Source organism: Sphingobium tyrosinilyticum (genome assembly GCF_042654265.1).
Classification (GTDB): Bacteria; Pseudomonadota; Alphaproteobacteria; order Sphingomonadales; family Sphingomonadaceae; genus Sphingobium; species Sphingobium tyrosinilyticum.
The window spans coordinates 224,917-249,759 of sequence record NZ_JBHSFZ010000025.1; the positions used below are offsets into that span (position 1 = coordinate 224,917).

General features: G+C 60.9%; 21 protein-coding genes. 14 read left to right on the forward strand and 7 right to left on the reverse strand.

Going from position 1 to position 24,843, the window contains the following annotated elements:
- The first annotated feature begins 98 nt into the window (after positions 1-98).
- A complete protein-coding gene (locus ACFO3E_RS12200; RefSeq protein WP_066531390.1) occupies positions 99-494 on the forward strand; it encodes a polyketide cyclase in 396 nt (131 codons plus the stop codon).
- A 14-nt stretch (positions 495-508) separates the two neighbouring features.
- Here ACFO3E_RS12200 and ACFO3E_RS12205 read toward each other — a convergent pair whose 3' ends face one another.
- Both ACFO3E_RS12205 and ACFO3E_RS12210 read right to left on the reverse strand, forming a co-directional pair.
- Positions 509-1,054, reverse strand: coding sequence for an rRNA large subunit pseudouridine synthase E (locus ACFO3E_RS12205; RefSeq protein WP_066531391.1), 546 nt, complete (start codon positions 1,052-1,054; stop codon positions 509-511).
- Positions 1,055-1,058: 4 nt separating this feature from the next.
- Positions 1,059-2,207, reverse strand: coding sequence for a cupin domain-containing protein (locus ACFO3E_RS12210; RefSeq protein ID WP_066531813.1), 1,149 nt, complete (start codon positions 2,205-2,207; stop codon positions 1,059-1,061).
- 153 nt (positions 2,208-2,360) lie between these two features.
- On the opposite strand from ACFO3E_RS12210, the gene ACFO3E_RS12215 reads away from it, so the two are divergent.
- Together ACFO3E_RS12215 and ACFO3E_RS12220 are read left to right on the forward strand one after the other, a co-directional pair.
- Positions 2,361-4,397, forward strand: coding sequence for a TonB-dependent siderophore receptor (locus tag ACFO3E_RS12215; RefSeq protein WP_066531815.1), 2,037 nt, complete (start codon positions 2,361-2,363; stop codon positions 4,395-4,397).
- Between the two features lie 191 nt (positions 4,398-4,588).
- Positions 4,589-5,404 (forward strand): SDR family NAD(P)-dependent oxidoreductase, encoded by an 816-nt coding sequence (locus ACFO3E_RS12220; RefSeq protein WP_066531392.1) that lies wholly within the window; start codon positions 4,589-4,591, stop codon positions 5,402-5,404.
- A 44-nt stretch (positions 5,405-5,448) separates the two neighbouring features.
- Here ACFO3E_RS12220 and ACFO3E_RS12225 read toward each other — a convergent pair whose 3' ends face one another.
- Together ACFO3E_RS12225 and ACFO3E_RS12230 are read right to left on the reverse strand one after the other, a co-directional pair.
- Entirely contained in the window at positions 5,449-6,096 is a 648-nt protein-coding gene (locus ACFO3E_RS12225) for a TetR/AcrR family transcriptional regulator (RefSeq protein ID WP_380805017.1), read from the reverse strand.
- A gap of 253 nt (positions 6,097-6,349) precedes the next feature.
- Positions 6,350-6,820 (reverse strand): Lrp/AsnC family transcriptional regulator, encoded by a 471-nt coding sequence (locus ACFO3E_RS12230; RefSeq protein WP_066531817.1) that lies wholly within the window; start codon positions 6,818-6,820, stop codon positions 6,350-6,352.
- A 94-nt stretch (positions 6,821-6,914) separates the two neighbouring features.
- On the opposite strand from ACFO3E_RS12230, the gene phhA reads away from it, so the two are divergent.
- The 5 genes from phhA to maiA all read left to right on the forward strand — a co-directional run bounded on the left by phhA (position 6,915) and on the right by maiA (position 12,111).
- Complete coding sequence (gene phhA / locus ACFO3E_RS12235; RefSeq protein ID WP_066531396.1) at positions 6,915-7,778, forward strand: phenylalanine 4-monooxygenase; 864 nt, start codon at positions 6,915-6,917, stop codon at positions 7,776-7,778.
- Positions 7,775-8,815, forward strand: a complete 1,041-nt coding sequence (gene hppD / locus ACFO3E_RS12240) for a 4-hydroxyphenylpyruvate dioxygenase (protein WP_380805021.1) — start codon at positions 7,775-7,777, stop codon at positions 8,813-8,815. The genes phhA and hppD overlap by 4 nt, the downstream gene beginning before the upstream one ends.
- A 76-nt stretch (positions 8,816-8,891) precedes the next feature.
- Positions 8,892-10,175 carry a homogentisate 1,2-dioxygenase gene (gene hmgA / locus ACFO3E_RS12245; protein WP_066531819.1) on the forward strand — a complete coding sequence of 428 codons (1,284 nt, stop codon included), beginning with the start codon at positions 8,892-8,894 and terminating at the stop codon, positions 10,173-10,175.
- A complete protein-coding gene (fahA, locus tag ACFO3E_RS12250; protein ID WP_066531403.1) occupies positions 10,172-11,470 on the forward strand; it encodes a fumarylacetoacetase in 1,299 nt (432 codons plus the stop codon). Before hmgA ends, fahA begins: the two co-directional genes overlap by 4 nt.
- On the forward strand, positions 11,467-12,111 hold the full coding sequence (gene maiA / locus ACFO3E_RS12255; protein ID WP_066531405.1) for a maleylacetoacetate isomerase: 645 nt from the start codon (positions 11,467-11,469) through the stop codon (positions 12,109-12,111). The genes fahA and maiA overlap by 4 nt, the downstream gene beginning before the upstream one ends.
- On the opposite strand, the gene ACFO3E_RS12260 is transcribed toward maiA, so the two are convergent.
- From ACFO3E_RS12260 to ACFO3E_RS12270, 3 genes are all read right to left on the reverse strand, one after another.
- Positions 12,112-12,765, reverse strand: coding sequence for a glutathione S-transferase family protein (locus ACFO3E_RS12260; protein ID WP_066531408.1), 654 nt, complete (start codon positions 12,763-12,765; stop codon positions 12,112-12,114).
- A 103-nt stretch (positions 12,766-12,868) separates the two neighbouring features.
- Positions 12,869-13,951 (reverse strand): cellulase family glycosylhydrolase, encoded by a 1,083-nt coding sequence (locus ACFO3E_RS12265; protein WP_380805025.1) that lies wholly within the window; start codon positions 13,949-13,951, stop codon positions 12,869-12,871.
- A 116-nt stretch (positions 13,952-14,067) separates the two neighbouring features.
- Positions 14,068-16,257: a sugar nucleotide-binding protein gene (locus ACFO3E_RS12270; RefSeq protein ID WP_380805028.1), complete on the reverse strand. Its 2,190-nt coding sequence runs from the start codon at positions 16,255-16,257 to the stop codon at positions 14,068-14,070.
- Positions 16,258-16,574: 317 nt separating this feature from the next.
- Between ACFO3E_RS12270 and glf the strand changes: the two genes are divergently transcribed.
- From glf to ACFO3E_RS12300, 6 genes are all read left to right on the forward strand, one after another.
- The gene (gene glf, locus ACFO3E_RS12275; protein WP_380805030.1) at positions 16,575-18,821 is read left to right on the forward strand and encodes a UDP-galactopyranose mutase; all 2,247 of its coding nucleotides are present in this window, start codon (positions 16,575-16,577) and stop codon (positions 18,819-18,821) included.
- 296 nt (positions 18,822-19,117) lie between these two features.
- The gene (locus tag ACFO3E_RS12280) at positions 19,118-19,678 is read left to right on the forward strand and encodes a CC0125/CC1285 family lipoprotein (RefSeq protein ID WP_156518695.1); all 561 of its coding nucleotides are present in this window, start codon (positions 19,118-19,120) and stop codon (positions 19,676-19,678) included.
- A 209-nt stretch (positions 19,679-19,887) separates the two neighbouring features.
- The gene (locus ACFO3E_RS12285; protein ID WP_066531415.1) at positions 19,888-21,012 is read left to right on the forward strand and encodes a Gfo/Idh/MocA family protein; all 1,125 of its coding nucleotides are present in this window, start codon (positions 19,888-19,890) and stop codon (positions 21,010-21,012) included.
- Positions 21,009-21,911, forward strand: a complete 903-nt coding sequence (locus ACFO3E_RS12290; protein WP_380805033.1) for a hypothetical protein — start codon at positions 21,009-21,011, stop codon at positions 21,909-21,911. Before ACFO3E_RS12285 ends, ACFO3E_RS12290 begins: the two co-directional genes overlap by 4 nt.
- A gap of 276 nt (positions 21,912-22,187) precedes the next feature.
- Positions 22,188-22,730, forward strand: a complete 543-nt coding sequence (locus ACFO3E_RS12295; RefSeq protein WP_380805035.1) for a CinA family protein — start codon at positions 22,188-22,190, stop codon at positions 22,728-22,730.
- Positions 22,720-24,780 carry an NAD(+) synthase gene (locus tag ACFO3E_RS12300; RefSeq protein ID WP_066531417.1) on the forward strand — a complete coding sequence of 687 codons (2,061 nt, stop codon included), beginning with the start codon at positions 22,720-22,722 and terminating at the stop codon, positions 24,778-24,780. The genes ACFO3E_RS12295 and ACFO3E_RS12300 overlap by 11 nt, the downstream gene beginning before the upstream one ends.
- The last annotated feature ends 63 nt before the right edge of the window (positions 24,781-24,843 follow it).

A 24,843-nucleotide genomic window follows, 5' to 3' on the forward strand; every position in this document is an offset into this window, starting at 1 on the left:
GTATCTTTCTTTGTATCGCCGCAATTTGTCACCGGCATAGGCGAGCGGAGGGGCGGGCGCTACAGCGACGTGAACAGATAATCGCAGGAGTTTCCGAAATGCTTCCCGCTCGAACATATAGCATCACGATCAACCAGGATTGGCAGACGGTCTATGAGAAGATCTGGCAGCCCGAATATTTTCCCCGATGGGCGTCCGGGCTCGCGGAGTCCGGCCTGCGGCCTGACGGGGAAGGCTGGCTCGCGGACGGTCCGGAGGGGCCAATCCGCATCCGCTTTACGCCATATAACGCCTATGGCGTGATGGACCATTATGTGGATTTGGGCACAGGTGAGGAAGTTCATGTGCCGCTTAGGGTGGTGCGCAATGGCGAGGGCGCGGAAGTTATGCTGACGCTGTTTCGTCAGCCGGACATGGATGACGAGCGGTTTGCGGCTGATATCAAATGGGTCAACCGCGATTTGAGAAACTTAAAGAATGAAATAGAGAATTAGACGCGTTTGGCAGCCTAGCCGGATGCTTCGCGCCATTCCCCCTGGGCGATGCCGTCGAGGGTCCAGTCGCCGATGCGCCACCGGATCAGGCGCAGCGTGGGAAGGCCAACCGCCGCGGTCATGCGGCGCACTTGCCGGTTGCGGCCTTCGCGGATCGTCAGGCGGAGCCAGCAATCGGGCACGCTCTTGCGGAACCGGACCGGAGGATCGCGCGGCCAAAGGGCGGGATCGTCTATCCGTTCGACCTGTGCGGGCAAGGTCGGTCCGTCCTTCAGTCGGACGCCGCGCCGCAATCCCTCCAAGGCGGCCTCGTCGGGATCGCCTTCGACCTGAACGAGATAGGTTTTCGGGGTCTTGAAGCGGGGATCGGCGATCCGGGCCTGCATTCGGCCATCGTCGGTCAACAGCAACAAGCCCTCGCTGTCGAGGTCCAGCCGACCAGCCGGATAGACGCCAGGCCGGTCGATATAGGCAGCCAGGGTGGGACGGGGAGGTCCGGTACTTTCGTCCGAGAACTGGCACAGCACGCCATAGGGCTTGTTGAAGAGGATGAGCGTCATGGCCTCAATCCTCATCCTCGAAGGCGAGGCTGCCCTGATCGATCAGCGCCTTGATGAGCGTGACCGCCGCTTGCGAGGCGGCAAGCGCCGGATCAGTCCGCACGATGGGCGTGGCAGCCAGTTCTTCCGCGAGCGCTGCTGTTTCGCCATTACATTCGAAACAATGGCCATCGACGAAAAGCAGGATACCGGGGCCCTGCCGGATGAAGCCGAAGCGGCTGGCGGGATTGCGCCGCAACGGCGTGCCTAATGCGAGGAGGGCTTTCGCCTCCTGTTCCTCGACCGGCTCCTCTGGCCGCCAATCGGCGTCGGCATATTTGGGCAGGCTGTTATGTAGCCCGAACCAGCGGGCGAAGGCGTCGCGGTCCGACAGGGCTTGCATAACCATCGCATGCAGGCGGTCGAGAGCAGGGGCGCTGATCTCACCTGCATTGACCTGGATCGCAAGGCCCGGATCGGCATAGCGATCCTCTTCGGTCAGTCCGTCCGCCTGATGCTCGCTCCAGCCTTCAATCAGTTCGGCGACGGAAGGGGCGCGGAAGCCGATCGAATAGGTCATGCAGTCATCGCCGACAGCAATGCCGTCATGCGCATAGCAAGGCGGGACATAGAGCATGTCGCCGGGCTCCAATATCCATTCATCCGTCGCATCGAAATCGGCAATCAGCCGCAGATCCTCATGCGGAACCAAGGGCGTTTGGGAATTGCACCGCGGCCCCACCCGCCAGCGCCGCCGGCCGAGGCCCTGGATCAGGAACACGTCATATTGATCATAATGCGGCCCAACGCCGCCGCCGTCCGTCGCATAGCTGACCATCACATCGTCGATGCGCCAATTGGGTATGAAGCGGAAGGCGTCGATCAGTTCAGCGACCTGCGGAGCATGATGATCCACGGCCTGCACCAGCAGCGTCCAGGCACTGTCGCCCAGTTCGCCGAAGCGAGCCTCGGGCAGAGGGCCGCTTTCCATTTTCAGCCCGTCAGGCGTCTGCGTGATCAGGCGGGATTCGACACCCTCCTCGCATGCGAGGCCCGCCAGTTCGTCAGGCTCCAGCGGATTGCGCCACGCCCGCCAGGGATTGCGGATCAGCAGAGGGCGTTGCTGCCAATAATCGCGCAGGAACATATCGACGTCGAAACTGGCCATTTGCATCCGCTGCCCATGCGCTGCCGAGCGGGCGCTGTCAAAGCCGCTGATCCTGGTGCATCGAAAGACGAACAAAACGCTATTGCGAAGCTGTAGCAATATATCTAGGTGCAGGTCCATGGATCGTAAGGGGGATTTCTGATGAAAACTGACGGCATCATGAAGATCGGTGTTGCATTGGCGGCTTTGGCCGTGGCGCACCCCGTTCTCGCCAATGAGGCGGCCGCTCCTGAGGATGCGGACACGAGCAGCGACAGCATCGTGGTGACGGCGCGAGCAGGCACCAAGACCGAAACGCCGCCGATCCAGGTGCCGCAGCCGGTTACCGTCATCAGTGACCAGACTTTTCTGTCGCAAGGCGCGATCAGCATCAGCGACACCGTCCGCTATGCCGCGGGGGTGACGGCAAATGCCTATGGCCGCGACACGCGCGTGGACAGCTTTGTCATTCGCGGGATCAGTGCGCAGCAGTTCCGCGACGGCATGCGCGATATCTTCAGCTATTATGCCAGCATCACCGCCGACCCCTATAATTTCTCACAGGTGGAAATCGTGCGTGGCCCGGCATCGGTGCTGTTTGGTCAGGGCTCGATCGGCGGTCTGGTCAATCTCGTTTCCAAGACGCCGACCTTCCAGACGGGCGGCGAAGTTTCGGTCGTCTATGGCAGCTACGACCGGAAAGAAGCGATGGGCGACGTCAATGTCGCGCTGTCCGACACATTGGCGGTCCGTGCGGTGGGCCGGGTCCGCGACGCCGACACCTATGTCGATCATGTCCGCGATGACCGCGTCTTTTTCTCGCCGTCCATTCGCTGGCAGCCGACGCCGGATACGGACATCACGCTGCTTGGCCTTTATCAGAAGGACAAGAGCGGATCGACGTCGCAGTTCCTGCCCATCGTGGGAACTTTCCGTCCCAATCCCAACAATAGCGAAACGCTCGACCCCTATCTGTTCGTCGGCAAGCCGGGCTGGGACCGCTATGACGGCCGCATGCTTCAGGGTGGCGGATCGCTGACCCAGCGCTTTGGCGATAATGTTCAGTTGAACGTGAAGGCGCGCTACATCGATAGCGATCTCACCTATTTTACGCATTATACCGACAGTTACACCAATCCGACCAATCCTTATCTGGACGCTGCCGGGCGCACGATCACCCTGTTGAACGAGGGTTCCTATGCCCGCATGAATGTCTTTTCGACCGACAACAATCTGCTGTTCAAATTTAACACCGGATCGCAGATCGAACATAAGCTGCTGGTCGGCGTCGATTATAGCTGGAACGAAGTGCGCAAGCGCGGCGGTTATGGGTCGGACATCATCGATCTCTATGACATCGACTATGACGCACTGACCATCCCCGCACTTGACCAATATTCAACGCGGGAATCCCAGAAACAGCTTGGCCTCTATGTGCAGGATCAGATCCGCATGTGGGACCGTGTATCGGTCGTGCTTGGCGCGCGGCGCGACCGCGTGGCCACCGCCGGGTCGCAGGTAAAGGACAAGGCGACGACATTCCGCGCGGGCATCATCGGCGAGATCGGCGCGGGCTTTTCACCCTTCTTCAGCTATACCGAGAGCTTCCTGCCGATCGCCATGACAATCGATGGCGGCGGTCAGGCGAAGCCCCAGCGGGGCACGCAATATGAGGCGGGCCTCAAATGGCAGCCGGAGCCAAACACGCTGCTCACCGTCACCGCATTCCACATCAAGGAAATCAATCGCATCATCTACGGCGCTGGCACTTCGGTCACCCAGTCGGGGGAAATCACCAGCAAGGGCATCGAAGTCGAAGCCAGCCACAGATTGCCGGAAGATTTCGAATTGGGGGTCAACTATGGTTACAACAAGCTGGTTTCGCACGAAACGGCGACCTTTGATTATCTGCCACGCCATGCGGCCTCGCTTTGGACGACCAAGACCTTCGGCCTTGAGGATGGAGCGCAACTGCGGCTTGGCGCGGGAGTCAACTATACCGGGAAACGCAGTTCGGTCGGCTCGGCCTGGACCATAGTGACGCCCAGCTACACGCTGGTCGATGCGCTGGCGGAGATCAACTGGAAGGATTGGCGCTTTGCGATCAATGCGACCAACCTGTTGAACAAGCGCTATTTCGCGTCCTGCCTGTCGCGTGGCGACTGCTTCGTAGGCGCGCCGCGCAACGTCATGGGCACGGCGACTTTCCGGTTCTAGCAAGCGACGGGCCTGGCGCAGGGGGCATCCCCTTGCTCCATGCTGCCTCGGCTTTTCCATGGATGCCGGTTTTGATGATCTAAGCCGATCGGCCGCGCCTTGGCGTGTTAGCTTCCTACTATCTTCTTGACTCGATATGGAACTCATAAGTACCCATTTCTTCAAGAAGCAAGAGAGAGGACGATGAGGCTATGGCGCGCTTGGAAGGAAAAGTGGCAATCGTCACGGGTGCAGGTCGTCCGGATAATATCGGTGCAGCAGTATGTGACGCCTTTTTGCGCGAAGGTGCGCGCGCGGTCATCGCTACCGACCTGCGGGTAGAATCCACCGCCGCGCTGACGGGCGAAATGGAGGGTAAGCATGGCGCGGGCCGGTTCAAGCTGGTGGTGCAGGATGCGACGCTGGAGGCGGATTGGGCGGCGCTGGTGGAAACGGTTCTTGCCGAGTTCGGCGCGATTGATGTCCTGGTGAATAATGCGGGCATATCGATCCACGGCGGCATTGAAACCACTTCTCTGGAAGACCTGCGCAAGGTAATGGCCGTCAATCATGACAGCGGTTTCCTGGGCATGAAGCATTGCGCGCCCGCGCTTAGCGAGACCATCAAACGCTTTCCCGGCGGCGGTTCGGTGATCAATACCGTGTCGATGGCGTCCTACATGCCCAATGCGAACAATCTGGGATATCATGTGTCCAAATCGGCGCAGCGCATGCTGACGCTGTGCGGCGCGATCGAATTCGGACCCAAGCGGATTCGCGTGAATTCGGTGCATCCGGGCCAGACCACCACGCCGCTTTTGAAAGAAGCCTATGAGGAATATGCGCGCCTGGGACTCTATGAATCGGGCCAGGCCGGGATCCAAAATTTGGTCGATATGTGCCCGCTCGGCATCGAAAGCTTTCCTGAAGATACAGCGCACGCCTTTGTCTATCTCGCTTCGGACGAGTCCCGCTTCGTGACCGGGGCATCCATCTATCATGATGGGGGGCTTGGCCGCCGTTACTGAGATTTAAGGAGGGGCGGGTGGAGGCGTCTGCCCCCCGCCGCCTTTCATCCTGCGACTGGGGTGAGGCCCTGGGCTATGAGCCTGGCGATGCGCCGGGCCTTTTCATCCGCCTCTTCATCGGAAAGCGGCTGGGCGGTGCCGGCGGAGACGGCCATGACCATGTCCTGCGATAGGACCCACAGGAAGATGGACGCTATTTCGTTGCAATCGACCGGGCGGATCAGGCCCCTGGCCTGAAGTCGTTCGAGATAGGATCGCAGAGGCGCCTGCTGGCGGAGCCTGCGGGTTTCCTCCATCGCTTTCCTGAATTCGGGGAAGCGGAGCCCTTCGCGCATGCTGATTGCCGTGATCGCATGGGCGGCAGGCGTACGCGTGCTGCGCGTGATCATGCGCGCCCATTCATAAAGGCCCTCGGCCGGATCGTTTCGGTCCAGTAAGCTCAGATCCGCCGCCATGTTGCGATCCGCTATCTGGTCCAGGACCGCGCGCAACAGCCCAGGCTTTCCGCCATATTTGGCGTATATGGTCTTTTTGGACACTTTCGCCTGCCGCGCGATGATCTGAAGCGTTGCCCGCTCATAGCCCAGCTCAATCAGAGCCTGCTCGGCGACTTCCAGCAGAGCTTGGGCGCGATTTTCGACCTCTGCCGACTTGGGCCGCCCCGCCCTGCTTCGCCTGTCATGCCCATGCATCGCGCATGCTTGGCGGCATCGGCGATCAAGTGCAAGGGGAGAGGATAGCGGCGCTCGTGCTAAAATCGTCCCGCCTTGCCCCAGAAGGCGGGACGGGACGCTCCTACGGTCGCAGGCCGCCCCCGAATAACCGTGCGCGGGCCGCGTCCATGGATAAAACCGGCTAAGTCATTGAAAGTTCCCGATCATGGGGCTGCGTCCTGCCGCTATACGGGCTCGGCGCAGCGCTTAAGTTCATGGTATCGCCCAGCTCTCACACAGGTATCGCAGTCGTATATTTCGTCATGGAAAGGGCGAAATGAGACGCCGCATTGGCCACCGCCGCTTGTCCGAGCAATGTGTGCATCAGGAAGAGATTATAGTCCGCCACATCGGCGACGACTATCCGGAGCAGATAGTCCCACTCGCCCGACATGGAAAAACATTCGACGATTTCAGGACGGCTATCCACAAAGTCCTCAAATGCCTGCCTCGCGTCACGAGCGTGGCTGCGCATGCGGATGTTGCAAAGCACGTTCACGCCGCGATCGATCTTCTCCGGGTTCACCAAGCGTACCGAGCCCGTGAGGATGCCGGCGGCTTCCAGCGCCTTGATACGGCGCCAGCAGGAGGCCGTTGACGCGCCGACCCTGTCCGCCAGTTCCGCATGGCTGACCGTCGCGTCGCTTTGAAGGGCTGATAGGATCCTACGGTCAATGGCGTCGATCTGATGAGAGTTTTTCATGTTCATCGTCTCTATGATGAAAAACTATCAGATGATGCGGCATTTCGCTGAATATTGAAACCTCTTTTCGGTGGCTTCATGCGATAAGGTGGCCATGGCGCAGCCTGCTACCGAGCGTCCCGCGCAAGCCGCCGAGGACTGGACGATCCCTCAGGATTGGGAAGCCTACACGCCGCAAGACCATGCGATGTGGGACAGGCTGTTCGCGCGTCAGGCGGCGATGCTCCCCGAGCGGGCAGTCAAGGAGTTTATGGACGGCCTGGACGTCCTTCGCTTGTCGAAGTCCGGTATTCCAGACTTTGCCGAACTGTCCGATCGACTGATGAAATTGACGGGCTGGCAAGTCGTGGCGGTGCCGGGGCTGGTGCCTGACCGGATATTCTTCGAACATCTGGCCAATCGCCGCTTTGTCGCGGGCCGCTTTATCCGCACGCCTGAGCAACTGGATTATCTTCAGGAACCGGATGTGTTCCACGATGTGTTCGGCCATGTCCCGCTGCTCGCCCACCCCGCATTTGCCGATTATATGCAGGCTTATGGCGAGGGCGGGCTGCGTGCCGACGGACTTGGCGCGATCGATCGCCTGGCGCGTCTATATTGGTACACGGTCGAGTTCGGGTTGATCCGGCAGGGCCAGGATTTGAAGCTTTATGGGGCTGGCATCCTGTCTTCCTATGGCGAGTCCGTCTTCGCCCTGGATGACCCCTCGCCAAATCGCATCGGCTTCAATCTCAAGCGGCTGATGCGGACCCATTACCGGATCGACGACTATCAGCAGACGTATTTCGTGATCGACAGCTTCGATGACCTGCTTCGCCAGACCGTCGAGATGGATTTCGCGCCGCTTTATGAAGAGTTGCAGCGCGAGAGCGACTTGGGAACTGCGGAGATCATTCCGCAGGACATAATCTTCAACCGGGGCACGCAAGCGTATGCGCGGTCCAAAACGGGAGCATGACTGGCATGACAGCCAATCCGCTTGGCCTTAATGGCTTTGAATTTGTCGAATTTACGTCTCCAGAACCGGATGCGATGTCGCAGCAGTTCCAGCAACTGGGCTTTGTGCCGACGCACCGGCATCCGGTGAAGAACATCACCCGTTACAAGCAGGGCCGCATCAACCTGATGCTGAACCGCGACGATGCCGGCCGGGTCGCCGCCTTTCGTGGCGAACATGGTCCATCGGCCAGCGCGATGGCCTTTCGCGTCGCTGATCCAGAAGCGGCGATGCGGTGGGCGCTTGATCATGGCGCCAAGCCGACCGAGGAAGACGATACGGTCATTCAGGGGATTGGCGGGTCCTATCTCTATTTCGTTCAGGATGGCGGCGATCTCTATGCAGATTGGGCGGAGTTCCCGGGCTGGCGCGAAGCGGAGGCTGTGAACAATGTCGGGCTCGACCTGCTTGACCACCTCACCCATAATGTCGAACGCGGACATATGCGCGTATGGAGCCAATTCTACCGGACGCTCTTCAATTTCGAGGAGCAGAAATATTTCGATATCAAAGGGAAGGTGACCGGCCTTTTCAGCCAGGCTATGATCGCTCCGGATCGAGCTATCCGCATTCCGCTTAACGAAAGCCAGGATGAGAATAGCCAGATCGAGGAGTTCATCCGGCAATATCATGGCGAGGGTATCCAGCATCTGGCCCTTACCACGGCCAATATCTACGAGACGGTGGAAAAGCTGCGGGCGCGCGGCGTGCGGCTTCAGGACACGATCGATACTTATTATGAGCTGGTCGACAAACGGGTGCCCGGTCATGGCGAGGATCTGGAACGGCTGAAGAAAAATCGCATCCTGATCGATGGGAATGCGCAGGAAGAGGGCATATTGCTACAGATCTTCACGGAAAATATGTTCGGCCCGATTTTCTTCGAGATCATCCAGCGCAAGGGCAATGAAGGTTTCGGCAACGGCAATTTTCAGGCATTGTTCGAAAGCATAGAACTCGACCAGATAAGGCGGGGCGTTATCACCGTTGACGAGTGAGGCTGATATGAATGCTTCCACCACTGGCGGTTCCTTCGCTCCAGTCGTTGAGGCATCCGGGCGTGTCGAGCCGACGATGCCGGGTTTCGGGAACCTGCATTCCACCGAAGCGCTGCCGGGCGCGCTGCCGGTGGGCCGTAATTCCCCCCAGCGTGCGCCTTATGGCCTCTACGCAGAGCAGCTTTCGGGCACCGCTTTCACCGCGCCCCGGCATCAGAACCATCGCAGTTGGCTCTATCGGATGCGGCCGTCAGCGGGCCATCAGCCTTTCCGCCCTTATGCCACTCCTAGCCTGTTGCGCTCCGGGCCGTTCACTGAACGGACGCCGTCGCCTAATCGCCTTCGTTGGAATCCGCTTGAACTGCCTAAGGAGCCGACTGACTTCATCGACGGGCTCATCAGCCATGTCGGCAATGGAGACGTTGCGGCAGGCATCGGATGCGGCATTCACATGTTCGCGGCCAACAATTCGATGGGCGATCGCGCATTCTTCAATGCCGATGGCGAGATGGTGATCCTGCCGCAAGAGGGCCGGTTGCGCATTGTGACCGAGTTTGGGATTCTGCGTGCCGGGCCGCTGGAAATGATCCTCATCCCCCGAGGCGTGCGTTTTCGCGTCGAATTGCTCGACGCTGGGGCTCGGGGCTATGTCTGCGAAAATTATGGAGCGCCCTTTCGCCTGCCGGAACTGGGACCGATCGGATCCAATGGGCTGGCCAATGCCCGCGATTTCGAAGCCCCGGTCGCGGCCTATGAGGATATTGAGCGCTCCTATGAAATCGTCCAGAAATTCATGGGCGCGCTGTGGACCACTATGGCGGATCATAGTCCGTTCGACGTGGTCGCCTGGCACGGCAATCTCGCGCCCGTCCGTTATGATCTGCGCCGTTTCAACACGATGGGCACAGTCAGCTATGATCATCCCGATCCGTCGATCTTCACTGTCCTCACATCGCCCAGCGACACGCCGGGCACCGCCAATGTCGATTTCGTGATCTTCCCCCCGCGCTGGATGGTGGCGGAAGACACGTTCCGCCCGCCCTGGTTCCACCGCAACGTGATGAGTGAGTATATGGGCCTGATCCGCGGCGAATATGATGCGAAATCCGGCGGCTTCGTCCCCGGCGGCGCATCGCTGCACAATTGCATGTCGGCCCATGGCCCGGATGTGGAAAGCCATGGCAAGGCGGTGTCGGCGGCTCTGGCCCCCACCAAGATCGACGAGATGATGGCGTTCATGTTCGAAAGCCGCTTTCCCTTCGCGCCGACCGCCTGGGCGATGGAAACGCCGTTGCTTCAGGCCGATTATGACGCCTGCTGGGCGGGATTTCCCAAGGCGCAGCTGGAGCCTCGCTCATGAGTTGGTGGCGCACGGACGAGACGCATGATCCGGCGCGGACCAGCTGGGCGGAGAGTGCGCAAGGGCACGGGGATTTTCCGATCCAGAACCTTCCCTTCGGCATTTTTGCGCCGCGAGGTGAGGGGCCGAGGATCGGCGTCGCGATAGGGGACATGATCCTCGACCTGCGCGCCTGCACGACAGCTAATCTGCTGAGCGGGGATTGGCAGGAGATATGCAGCGAAGCAACGCTCAATCGGCTGCTCGCCCTGCCGTCCGAAAGGCGTCGCGCGTTGCGGCGGCGTGTTAGCGACCTGCTGTCGGACGAGGCGAACCGCGCAGCCGTGGAGCCTCTGCTTCGTCAAGCCGCTGATGCCGTCATGCATTTGCCCGCGCGGATCGGCGATTATACCGATTTCTACGTCGGCATTCATCATGCCAACAATGTCGGGCGGCAGTTCCGGCCCGATAACCCGTTGCTGCCCAATTATAAATATGTGCCGATAGGCTATCATGGCCGGGCTTCGTCGATCCGCCAGTCCGGCGTGCCGGTTCGCCGTCCCAGCGGTCAGCGAAAGCCGCACGACGCTGAGCATCCGATCTTCGGCCCTTCAGTTCGGCTCGACTATGAACTGGAACTTGGCGTGTGGATCGGGCCGGGCAATCGGCTCGGCGAAGCTATTCCCATCGGGGAAGCCAATGAGCATGTGGCAGGTTTCTGCCTGCTCAACGACTGGTCGGCGCGCGACTTTCAGGCGTGGGAATATCAGCCGCTCGGCCCCTTCCTCGCCAAGAATTTCCAATCGACCATATCGCCCTGGATCGTGACGGCCGAGGCCATGGCTCCCTTCCACCTTCCGCAGCCTGCAAGGCCCGCGGGGGATCCGCAGCCGCTGCCCTATCTCTTGTCCGAAGCGGACCTGCAGCATGGTGCGTTGGCATTGACGCTGGAGGTGTTTCTGCAGACGCAGCGCATGCGGGAGGAAGGCGAGGCTCCAGTGCGTCTCAGCACAGGGCCGGCGACCAACATGTATTGGACGGTCAATCAGATCGTGACCCACCATGCGTCGAACGGGTGCAATCTCAATCCCGGTGACTTGCTCGGCACCGGCACTATTTCGGCAGCGACGCGGGAGGGTTTCGGCAGTATGTTAGAGCTGGCCTCAGGGGGGCAGGACCCGTTCCAACTGTCCAATGGCGAAACACGCGCCTTCGTCGAGGATGGCGATGAGGTCATATTGCGTGCAACTGCGGACGCGCCGGGCTTTGTTTCCATTGGCCTTGGCGAGTGCCGGGCCGTGGTGTTGCCCGCATGACGGCCGCGCTGACGCTGCACGGCTATTGGCGATCGTCGGCCGCCTATCGGGTACGCATCGCGCTCAACCTGAAGGGCGTGGATTATGCGCAGGTCAGCCACGATCTGACGACCGGCGCGCAGCGTCAGGGTGACTATCTCGCCATCGCGCCCCATGGGCTGGTCCCGGCGCTGGAGACGGGCGGCACGATCCTGATCGAAAGCTCTGCGATCCTGGAATGGATAGAGGCGACATGGCCGACGCCGCCACTGCTGCCGGAAAGCGCCGATGAGGCCGCCATCGTACGGTCGATGGCGGCGCTGATTGGATGCGACATCCACCCGCTCAACAATTTGCGCGTGCTCAATCGGCTGAGGGCAGATTTCAACGCAAGCGAGGAGCAGGTGCGGGCCTGGATTCACCATTGGATCGAGGCAGGCTTTGGCCCGCTTGAGCAAATGGTCGCGCAGCATGGCGGCGGCTTTGCCTTTGGCGATGCGCCCACGATGGCGGATTGTTACACCGTGCCGCAACTCTACAACGCCCGCCGTTTTGGCGTCGATCTTTCACCTTATCCTCGCCTGATCGCAGCGGGTGAAGCAGCGACGAGCCTGCCTGCCGTCGAGGCCGCCCATCCGGAGCGTCAGCCCGACGCCGCCTGATCAGTCCGCCTGTCCGGATTGCTTGAAAACCTCCAGTTGGTCGGCGAAAGCACGTTGATAAGCGGGTCGCGCTTCGCCGCGAGCAATATAGGCGACGAGGTTGGGATAGCGCTCCAACAGCCCCGATCCGATCAGCCTGCGCAGGACCGTCACCATCAGCAGGTCACCGGCGCTGAACGCGCCATCCAGCCATTCAACGTCACCCAGTCGGATGGAAAGCTCGCCCAGTCGGTGGTCCACCCGCTCATCGAGCAACGGCATGCGGGCTTCATACCAGCTTTTGTCGCGCTCCAGATATTCGGGGATCTCTCGTTCCACGATCGGCTGCTCGACCGTATTGAGCGCGGCGAACATCCACGCGATCGCGCGGGCGCGGGCGTTCGGGTCTTCCGGCAGCAAACCGCCATGCCGCTCCGCGATGTGCAAGATGATCGCTCCGGATTCGAACAGGACCAGGTCGCCCTCTTCATAAGCCGGGATTTGCCCGAAGGGCTGCAGCGCCTTGTAGCCAGGCTCTTTCAGCGCTTCGAACGACAGCAACCGGACCTGATAAGGCTGACCCGCTTCCTCAAGCGCCCATCGCACCCGCATGTCCCGCGCCATTCCCTGACCGCCGTCGGGAGATCGTTCGAACGCGCTGATGGTGATGGTCATGGTCAAGCTCCGGCTAGTTTCACGACTGATCGCGAAAAAACTAGCCTTTCCGCCCAAAGATGTCGAACGAACGGATGCTTTTAGAAATGCGCGCCGCCTTTGTTCAGGCGGCGATCTTGTCCAGTTCGCTGATCAACCGCAGGAACTCCACCTCATTTTCGTCATGGGGGGTGCCGTCTTCATGGAAGATGTCGTGGAACCAGCGTTCCTTCAGCCCTTCGATGTTCGGATTTTCCCATTTGTCCCAGGGCAGGTGCGTCTGCGTCTTCCCCTTGACCAGACCCCAGCAGAAGGTGCCGACCTCATGCTCCTTGGCCACGGGCAGGATCGCCTGGAAGGTGCTGCCCGCCGGACGGGCCATATATTCGGTGCACATGAGCGGGCGGCCCATGGTTTTCAGCCATTTGACGCGCTGCGCGAAATCTTCGGCAATGCCGTAATTGTGGAAGGAGATGATGTCCGAATGACCCGTCTGCGCGCGCTGAATGGGGCTCAGCAGATCGGGCGCCGACCAGTCGCCCAGCCAAATCCCACTGGTGAGCGGCTGCATCGGCTTCATGTCCCGCGCCCAGCCGAATGCGTCCACCAGCAGCGGCACTACCAGGTCCGCTTTCGCCTGAAGCGCGACGGGATCGCACAGCGCGACCTCCGGGCCGTTATCAGGCTCGTTCCAGATGTCCCAAGCCAGTACGCGCGGGTCCTGACCGAAGCGGCCTACGACGCCCCGGACATAATCTTCCAGGCGATGATGCTCGTCCGCATTTTGAAGCGTGGGCATGCCGGGCGACTGCACCCAGCCGCTATTGTGCACGCCTTTCCGCGGTTCCGGCTGTGGTCCGAGGGCGGGCTCAGGGTGCCAGCAGGAATCGAACAGCACCAACATGGTGCGGATGCGATGCCGATCCGCGACGTTCAGGAACGCGTCGATCCGGTCGAGAAAGCCGTGGCTGTCCTCCAGCCACAGCAGATCGTGCAGATAGACACGAACCGAGTTCATGCCCACGGAAGCAGCCAGCGCCAGTTCCCGATCGATAGTCGGCAGGTCGAACGTACTCGCTTGCCACATCTCCAGCTGATTTATCGCGTTTGACGGCGTAAAATTACAGCCGACCAGCCAAGGCTGAGCCTTGAACCAAGCATGCGCCGCTTCCGGCGTCCAACGTCCCGTCATCATGTTCCCGCTCACGACCCCCGTCCGATTCGACGGCTCCTCTGGCGCGCCCCTACGAACCGGCACAGTTTAGAACAAGAGGCTTAACGGGGTCTGAGTAAGTGGAATTTTCGATCGATTACGCACGTATATCACGCCGCATTTTCTAAGCGCTCCGCCCGGAAATGCTGGGCGAAATGTTCCAGCGCCGTAAGGAGCGAGGGAAGCTGCGGGCCTCGGCAAGTGCCGAGCGCGACATTGGCCGGGCGAGGGGCTGCCCAGCCCATTGTCTGGTGGGGCACGGCCTGTACCTGTGCCGGGTCATGTTCACAGTATGAAGCGATACGTTTGGCGAAATCGGCCCAGGTCAGCGCGTCGCCATTGGCAAGATGCCAAATGCCGGTTTCGCCATCGATCAGCAGGTCGAGTGATGCCGTGACCAGATGCGGGACATAGGTTGGGGTGACGATGAGGTCGTCGGGCGCAAGCACGGCTTCTGCGCGCTCGAGTGACCGAACGACCGCTGTGGCGAAGTTGAAATCGTCATGGGGTGAGAAGAAAGCGGCGGTGCGGATGACGAGATGATCGCCTGCAAGCTGCGCGATGCCCGTTTCCATCGCCGCCTTGCTTCGGCCGTAGCTGTTGCAGGGGGCGACGGCGTCAGTTTCGACATAGGGGTAACCTTTGAACCCGTCGAAGACGAGGTCGCTGGAGAAGGACAGGGTTTGGATGCCGCGCCTGTCGCATGCCTGTGCCAGCGCGATTGCGCCATGCGCATTGGCGAGCAGGCAGGCGTCTTCTTCGGCTTCCGCTTCATCGACGCGCACCCAGCCTGCTGTATTCACGACCGCCCAAGGGCTAAGCTTGTCCAGCGCCGCTTCGATGCTGCTGCGATCGGTGATGTCCAGTTGCTGGCGGCTGGTCAATATGAAGGGGATGTTGCGCATCGAGCAGGCCCGCGCCATGGCCTGCCCCAGCGTCCCCGTCGCGCCGCAGATCAACAGCGGTCGTGCGCTGCCGGGATCGTGAGGCGGCCCAATATGCTCTGCAATGGGTGCAGGGCGGGCAACGGGAGGATGGGCCATCCGGCCCTGCCGCTGCCACCAGCCTTCACCTGTCGCCATGATCGGGCGCTCGTCGCTGGCCGCCAGCGCCTTCAAAAGCGGCACCATGGCGGTGGGCCGTGGCGCGCCGCTGCTGACATCCCAGACGCCGGGCTCATAAAGCCCCGGCCGGGTGAGGAGCGTGTTCCAGCCGCTGCTGCCTAGCAATGACCAGATGGTCACGGCCTCGACCGGCACGTTTTGATCGTTCAGGCGGCTGGCAATATCCCATGCCTGCGCCGTCCAGCGGAGCTGTTCTTCGCGGGTACAGCCATTATGGACCTCCGTAACAGCCAGCGGCAGGCGATAGCGTTCCCATGCTTCGCGTAGCGCGCCTTCCAAGCCTTGCGAAGCAGGCGACAATACACGGACAGCCTCTACATCGGCGTAAAGCTGTATCTCACTGCCGCCGTGCAGATGTTGCGGGTAACGCTGTAGCCTGTGGTCCAGGAACCTATCGCTGGTGAGATAGTGGTTGATGCCGATGACGGCGGGCGGGCAGGGGTCGTCCAATATGGCTTCAAGCCGCTGCTCCAGCCCGAAGCCCGCAATACGTGCCCAGAAAGGGTGGTCGCGGTTGACTTTCCTGCACAAGAGGTCCCATCCGGCCCAGCGGCGCATATTGTCGAACGTCGCCTGTTCCCGCAGGGCAGCGGTGGCATAGGTCCTTCCCAGATCGTCCGTCTGGATCAACCGTGCGGCGGGGTTGATCCGGCTCACGGCGCGCATCGACAGCCTTGTCGCGTCAATCTGGTTCAGTAGCGCCCGCCAGAAATCTCCTTCCGAACGGAGGTGCGGATACCAATGGCCGTAAAGCGCGGAAAAGCGTGCGGTGGTCAGCGGTTCGTTGACCGGCGTCCAATCGGTGATCCAGGGATAGCGTTCCGCCACATTCTGCGCGTGCTTGGCGAGGCCTGGCGCGAAGCTGTCATCCACCAGGTTGGTATAGTGCGGGCCGCTGCCATGGTGAATGAGGCCAGCGATGACGCGAATGCCGAGTTCGCGCAGCCGGGCGAGCCGCCGATCCGTCCATTCCCAATCGCATTGGTCGGGTTGTTCCGGACTGATCCGTTCCCACAATAAGGGATAGCGGATGGCGCGGATGCCCAACTCCGCAAAACGCTCGAGATCTTCGGGCCTGTTCTCATGGCCACTCAAGCGGATCTGATCGCCATAGCGTTCGTAAACGCGATTAACGGTGCATTCCACGCCACCCCAAAGCTGCTGCTGCCCGGCCATTCGGATCCCCCGTGCCTGTTTTATAAAGAGGAAGCGGTGATGATCGTGCCTCTGAGTAAGTTGAAACAGATGAAGGCTTCAAGTGGGTACACCAAAATAGCGTCGATGTGCCAACCTATATCAGCGCGGCTGCAGGAACATGGTTGGCCGCCCGGGGTTTGTGCATCATTCATCAAGCAGAAAGGTACGCGTCTATGGTCCCGCCCCATTCGTCATCTTGGCATGGAACAGGACCAGGTCCGAAAGCCGGCGCTCACACCTTAATTTGTTTTAGCCATCTGCGTTGGAATTTCGTCTTTCAACGTCCTCAACATTTGATGAGCCGCTTCGCAAAACAGTCGCCTGTACTTTTTTGGGAAGAGCCCTGCTATGTCGCTGAACTCGACGCGCCGGACCTGCAGGTCGAACATTGCTCGCAAACAGGCGTAACCGTCATTACGCCCCAACTGCCCGCCGCTCTGTCTAGAGAGCGTGAGAGCGAGGTACTGAAGCAACTGCTGGACCTTTATCTGGCGGGCGAACCGGGACCGTTCATTCGTTGGTATTACACGCCGATGATGCTGCCCTTTTCGGAGCATGTCCTGGCCGACTGCATCATCTATGACTGCATGGACGAGCTTGCCAATTTCAAAGGCGCGCCGCCCGAACTTCTTCCGCTGGAGCAGCGTCTGCTGTCGCAATCCGATCTGGTTTTCACTGGCGGGTACAGCCTTTATGAGGCCAAGCGGGACAAGCATCCTGCCGTCTTTCCCTTTCCGTCCAGTGTCGATGCGGGGCATTTTGCCCAGGCGCGCTTCGGTGCGGCGGCGAGCAAGGGCAACAGACGGCCGCGGCTTGGCTTTTATGGCGTGGTCGATGAGCGGATGGATGTGGACCTGCTCGCCGCATTGGCCGACGCGCGCCCGAACTGGGTGCTGGAGATCATTGGTCCGGTCGTGAAGATCAGTGAGGATGATCTGCCGCGGCGCGGGAACCTCCACTTTCTGGGCGGCAGGCCCTACGAAGATTTGCCCGCCTGTATCGCCGGTTGGGATGTGGCTTTGATGCCATTTGCCATCAATGACGCGACCCGGTTCATCAGTCCGACCAAGACGCCTGAATATCTGGCGGCGGGAAAGCCGGTGGTATCGACCCCGATCGTCGATGTCGTGCGCCATTATGGCGAGATCGAAGCGGTCAAGATTGCGCCCGCTGGCGACGCCTTTATCGCTGCCTGCGACGAGGCGCTCGCGCTTGCACAGGGTGGCGGGCAGTGGCTGAAGGAAGCCGATCAGCTCCTGGCGGGCATGTCCTGGGACAAGAGCTTTCATCAGATGGACCGGCTGATCAAGGATGCTCTGTCACGCAGCGCGCATGCGCATCCGATTGTTTCGCCGACTTCCTGGAACAGCAGCCGCTCCCACCATTATGATGTCATGATTGTAGGCGCGGGGTTTGCGGGTGCGGTGATGGCCGAGCGCCTTGCCGTTGACGGCGGGAAGAGGGTGCTGGTCGTCGATCGCCGCCCCCATGTCGGCGGCAATGCATATGATGAATATGACGCGAACGGTGTCCTTATCCACCGTTATGGGCCGCACATCTTCCATACCAACAGCGAGGAAATCTTCACCTATCTTTCGCGCTTCACCAAATGGCGTCCCTATGAGCATCGGGTTCTGGCGGCGGTGGACGACCTGCTGGTGCCGATGCCGATCAACCGCACGACGATCAATTTGCTCTATAAACTGAACCTCGAGACAGAAGAGCATGCGGCCGAGTTTTTAGCCGCGCAGGCCGAACCAGTTTCCGTCGTTCGCACATCGGAAGATGTGGTTATTTCGGCAATTGGCCGTGAACTTTATGAGAAGTTCTTCCAAGGCTATACGCGCAAGCAGTGGGGCCTCGACCCGTCCGAGCTGGATAAGGCCGTCACTTCGCGCGTGCCGACCCGGACCAATGTCGATGACCGCTATTTCACCGACAAGTTCCAGGCGATGCCGCTTGAGGGCTATACCCGGATGTTCGAACGGATGCTCGACCATCCCAATATCGATGTCCTGTTAGGTGTCGATTATTGCGAAGCGCGCGACGCTTACCCCCACGACCATCTGGTGTTTACGGGACCGATCGACGAATATTTCGGCTATCGCTTTGGCAAGTTGCCTTATCGGTCGTTGCAATTTGATCATGCGCAACTGGATATGGAGCAATTTCAGCCTGTTGCGGTGGTCAATTATCCTTCGCCCGATGTGCCCTACACCCGGATCACCGAGTATAAGCATTTGACCGGGCAGCAATCGTCCCGGACCAGCATTACATATGAATATCCGACGGCCGAGGGTGATCCCTATTACCCGATCCCGCGTGCGGAAAACCAGGCGCTTTTCAAACGCTACGAGGCGCTTGCAATAGTGCAGCCGGACGTGAGCTTCGTCGGGCGGCTGGCGACCTATCGCTATTATAATATGGACCAGGTCATCGGACAGGCCCTCGCCACCTACCGCAAGATGGCCCAGCGGCGTGCGCGTGAGCAGGTTCCAGCGCCAGCGCAGCTTGCAGCACGGCCCTCACCCGGCGTGGCATAACCGCTCCTCGCTGCTGTTGCCGAGGACGCGGGCGGAGCGTGATCCGATTTCTCTCTGATCGGATCACGCTCCGCTTTTAATGAGTGCTGGTGTCCGCTCGGCTCCTTCCAGTTACGGTCGCGATATTCGGTAGGAACAAAAGGGCATCATACCGCTTCTTATTCTATGAGATGGAATTGAGGCGGCCTGTTGATGTTGTCCTTCATCCCCCTGGAATATGAGCTTGATCTGGGCGGTTGGCGGTTTGCGCCGGCCCGGCAGGCCGCGTCCTCTCATCTGAAAAGGAGATCATGAAAATGACGACGGGACGAGGATGGACTTTGGCGGGCGCCTGCATGCTCGCACTCACCGCGTGCACCACCGCGACGCCCTATCAGCCTATCGCGGAGGGCCGGTCGGTAAATGGCGGCTATTATGATGAGCAGATCGAAGCGAACCGCTTCCGCGTGACCTTTGCCGGGAACAGCATGACTTCGCGCGACACGGTCGAGCGCTACCTGCTGTACCGGGCGGCCGAACTGACGCGCTCGCGCGGCTACGACTGGTTCGTCATGGCTGACCGGGGCACGGAACGGCACAGCAGGACTTATATCGATCGGCCTTTCGGTCCGGGCGCTTATGGTTATTGGGGTCCGTCCTGGCGCTATTATGGACGCGGCTTTGGCTGGCGCAGCTGGGATCCTTTCTGGGGCGATCCTTTCTGGGACCGCGACATCGACGTGCGCACCGTCGATCGTTACGAAGCATCGGCGGAGATCGTCATGGGCCGTGGGCCGAAACCCGCGAACGAAGTCCGGGCTTTCCGAGCGGATGAGGTCCTGACAAATCTCGGGCCGAATATAATGCGCCCGACCTGACGGGCTCCGCACATTGGGAAGGGCTGACGATCGATCAGCCCCACATGTAAATTTGAGTTTTAGCCATGGGTCTCAAGAAGGCCCATGGCTAAACTCTGTAATCGGTTGGGACCTGCGGTTGTGTGGCGGCGTCAGGGAGTGGCAAGGTGATTGTGCCGGCCCACGATGTGCAGCAATATGGGGACGGACCTAAATAAGGAGAGGCACCGGTGGTGATCCGGGTGGGTATAGTGGGCGCGAACCCTGACTATGGCTGGGGATCGGGCGTCCATCGCCGGGTGGTCGAGCGGCTATCGGGATTCGCTTTGCAAGGCGTCTGTACCACGCGGGAGGAAAGCGCGCGCGAGGCGGCCGAGCAGTTCGGCGCGCCGCTGTGGTTCACCGATCATGAGGCGCTGACGCAGCATCCGGATATCGACCTGGTGGCGATCTGCGTGAAAGCGCCGCATCATCATGCAATCGCCAAGGCAGCGTTGAGCGCGGGCAAGCATGTCTATTGCGAATGGCCGCTCGCCACGACGGTCGAGGAGGCGCAGGAACTGGCGGCGCTGGCGAAGGCTAAGGGGGTCAAGGCGATGATCGGGCTGCATCTGCGCGGGTCTCCTGTCATGCGGCAGGCGGCGCGGCTGGTGGCGGACGGTTATGTCGGCAAGTTATATGGCGTGACGCTGCATGCCCGCATCTTCGGTCCGATCATGCGCGCGATGGCGACGCGGGCGGGCGGGACGACGCTGCTATCCATCTATGGCGGGCACCTGATCGATGCGCTGGATCATCATTTCGGGCCGATCGAGGAGATGACGATGCGGAGTGCCATCCACCTGCCGCCGGTGGATGAGAGCGGCGCGGCGGTCGAGCGCGACGCCTATGACCATTTGCTGTTCCAGGGAAATTTGCGCGGCGGCGCGCTGTTCCAGGTCGATCTGGCGGGCGTGTCGATGAGCGGCATGGGGTGCAGCTGGCGGATAGACGGGAGCGATGGCGCGCTGCTGCTGTCCACGCGGGACCCCGGCCTGCCCGCGGTGGAATCGCTGCTGTTGCAGGGCGCCAGGGGCAGTGGGCCGTTCGAGCCGATCGCCGTCGCGCCCGAGCTGGAATGCGCCGCGATACCGGACGAGCCCGATCGCTACAGCGCCTATCCCGGCAGCTTTGCGTCGCGTGAGGCGCTGTCGTCGATCGGCAACCTCTATGCGCAATTGGCCGAAGCGATCCGCAGCGGCGGGCCGGTCGATCCCGACTTCCGCCGCGCCGCCGATATCCAGCAGCGGCTCGCCGATCTGGACGCGGCGATTGTCCATTCTCCATCCGCTCTTACCGCCGGAGTTACAGCATGAAAGCCGAAGCCGAAAGCCTCATACAAGATGTGAACAGCGACGAAGTCACCTCGGGCAGTCCGATCTTCTACCTTAATGGACGGCGCAAGGTGCGGACCGAAAGCAGTGTGCTGGTGAGTTCGTCGCCCTGGCTGAACGATGCGCGGGTGCGCGAGTGGATCGCGACCGAAAATCTGCGGAAGAACGGCCATGATTATCCGCTGCTTTATGGCCTGCCGACATTGATGCAGGCGGTCGATGAGGTGCGCGACATCGACCAGGCCGAGCGGCTCGTTGCCGAGGAGCGGCGGCGCAATCCAGCCTTCGACCGATGGATGAGCGAAGGATTTGTGTCGAGCTATTCGAAGGAAGATCTGCGCGCCTATCCGGAAGGATCGGTGGGCCGCAAGCTGTTCGAATATATGGACGAGTTCGACCTGTCGCCCGAACTCAATTCACGCATTCTCGACAATCCGGACTGGAAGCCTGCCAATGCGTTGGATTATTGGAACCTGCGCATGGGGCAAACCCATGATCTCTATCATATATTGGGCGAGATCGGATTTGGGTCGGTCGCCGAATATTTCATCACCGGCGTGGTGACGGGCAATGTGTTCCGGCATCTGGGAACGGAACTGGCAGGCGCGTTGATGACGACCAACACGCTGATCATGTTCCCGTGGATGACACGGACGATGCTGCATTATCCGGGCGCCTGGCCCGCGCTGTGGCGGAACCTGTCCTATGGATATGAAGTGGGCGAGCAGTCCGACATGCTGTTTGCCGCGAAGTTCGAAACGATCATGCACCTGACGCCTGCCCAAGCGCGTGAGGCGCTGGGATGGCGCGGGCATCGGGATGGCGTCGATAGCGTGGAGGCTTCGCTGATCTTTGGGGAGGGGCGAGAGATTATTCCCTGATAGGCGGTCGTTCGACGGTGGTTGTGGGTGGCTGAAGCATTTTCTTGCCACCGAGGAATCGGCGTCGGTCGTAGTCCGCTTGGCGATGGTCGTCGGGAGATGCTTCGTGATCTATCCTAGATGGCGAGCTGCTGTTCGATAAGAGTGAGCTGAGTCATTTCGTTGAGCCATAGCAGCGCTGTTACCCGCATATGATAGTGGCGAGAATCCGGCGACGGAACGGCGCGCGCGATCGCTTCGTTGATTCCGTTGTTCGGTCGAGATGATGAGGATGCGATGAAGAGCGATGGCGAGGGTGGTGGTGGGCCTGCGGAAACGCTTTCCCCTGCGTTGCCCACGAGCACTGAAGAGGCCGCCGAAGCACTGCTGAAACTATGCTGCGACGCTGATCTGAAACTGGCGACGGCGGAAAGCTGCACTGGCGGCCTGCTGGCTTCGCTGCTGACGGATGTGGAGGGGGCGAGCCATGCGTTCGAGCGGGGGTTTGTGGTTTATAGCGAGGATGCGAAATGCGATCTGCTGGGGATCGCGCGTGAGAAGATCGATGGATGCGGTGCGGTGAGCCGGGACGTGGCGATCGCGATGGCGGAAGGCGCGATCGCCAACTCCGAAGCGGATATCGCTCTTGCAGTGACGGGCTATGCCGGGTCCGCGCCGCCGGGGGACGAGCCGGGCCTGGTTCATTTCGGCTGCGCCCGGCGGGGTGGGGCGACCCGGCACCGGGAGGAGCATTTCGGCGATATTGGACGCGGGCCGATCCGGTTGGAAGCAATAGCCGTGGCGCTGGACATGATGCGGGAGGCGGTGGATGCGGGTTGAACGCTTTGAATCCATTGAGACGCATGGTCTGGTGCGGCTGGCGGCGGCGACGCCCGAGGCGAGCGTTGCCGATGTGGGCGCGAATGCAGAGGCGATCCTGCGGCTGGCGCGGGAGGCGGCGGCGAAGGGAGCGGACATCGTCCTTTTCCCGGAACTTTGCCTTTCGTCCTACGCCATCGATGATCTGCACCTGCAGGATGCGCTGCTGGATCGGGTCGAGGCGGAGATCGGGCGGCTGATCGAAGCCAGCGCGGACTTGCCAGTGCTGCTGGTGGGCGCCCCGGTGCGGCGGAGCGGGCGGCTTTATAATGCGGCGCTGGTGATCGAGGGCGGCAGGCTGCTGGGCGTGGTGCCCAAAAGCTACCTGCCCAATTATCGCGAATATTATGAGAAGCGCTGGTTTGCTCCTGGTGCGGGACTTACGGGCCTCGACATCGAACTGGCGGGGCATCATGCGCCGTTCGGACCGGACCTCATCTTTGCCGCGGGAAACCGGGCGGATTTCAGCTTTCATGTGGAGATTTGCGAGGATTATTGGGCTGCGCTGCCGCCATCAACCTTTGGTGCGCTGGCCGGAGCGCTGATCCTGTGCAACCTGTCGGCGTCGAACATCATCGTGGGCAAGGCGCGGGACCGGGATTTGCTGTCGGCCGCGCAGTCAATCCGCTGCATCGCCGCCTATGCTTATTCGGCGGCGGGCTATGGCGAAAGCACGACCGACATGGCCTGGGACGGGCAGGCCATGGTGCATGAGATGGGCGACCTGCTGGCGCAATCTGCTCGCTTTGGCGACGCGCCGGAGATCATCTATGCCGATATCGATGCCCAGCGGCTGCGGCTGGAGCGGATGCGCAACGGCACCTTCAACGATACGGCCGAGGCGATGGGCCATCCCGAGCAGCGCTTTCGCCGGGTGACGTTCGATGCGATGGGGGCGGGTGAGCGGGGGAGGCTGTATCGGCCGGTGCGGCGTTTCCCCTTCGTGCCCGCCGACCCTTTGCAGTTGGACGCGGATTGCTATGAGGCGTTCAATATCCAGGTGGAGGGGCTCGTCACCCGCTTCCGCGCCACATCGGGCAAGCATTTCGTCATCGGCGTGTCGGGCGGGCTGGATTCCACTCACGCGCTGATTGTCGCGGCCAAGGCTTGCGACCGGCTGGGCCTGCCGCGATCGGCGATCCTTGGTTATACCATGCCGGGATTTGCTACGGGCGAGCATACCAAGGCCAATGCCTGGCGGCTGATGAAGGCGCTGGGCGTGACCGGTGAGGAAATCGACATTCGCCCTGCCGCACGCCAGATGCTGGCGGACATGCACCATCCCTTTGCGAAGGGCGAGGCGCTCTATGACGTCACTTTCGAAAATGTGCAGGCGGGGTTGCGGACCGATTATCTGTTCAGGCTCGCGAACCGGCATGGTGGCTTTGTCGTCGGCACCGGAGACCTATCGGAACTGGCGCTTGGCTGGTGCACCTATGGCGTGGGCGACCATATGAGCCATTATGCGGTGAACAGCGGCGTGCCCAAGACGCTGATCCAATATCTCATCCGCTGGTGCATTGCGACGAACCAGTTCGATGCGGAAACGGACAGCATATTGCAGGCGATCGTGGACCAGGAGATTTCGCCCGAACTGGTGCCCGCCGATGCGTCGGGCGCGATGCAGAGCACGGAGAGCCGAGTCGGACCCTATGCGCTGAACGACTTTTTCCTGCATCATATCGTGCGGTGGGGACAGCCGCCGTCAAAGGTGGCGTTCCTGGCATGGCACGCCTGGCGAGACGTCGATGCGGGCGCATGGCCGCCGGGATATCCGGATGATGCAAAGCAGTCCTACGACCTGCCGACCATCCGCCACTGGCTGGACAATTTCCTTTATCGCTTCTTCACGATCAGCCAGTTCAAGCGATCCGCCTTGCCCAATGGCCCGAAGGTTTCGGCAGGTGGAGCATTGTCGCCAAGGGGAGATTGGCGCGCCCCATCGGACGGTAGGGCTACGCTGTGGCTGGACGAACTGGCGGAAAAGATGGGGCGGGCCGCCGAGAATTGAGCGGGTGCAAATGGATCGGCGGCATAGCTGGCAAATTTCCGTGATTATCGCCTGCAAATGTTT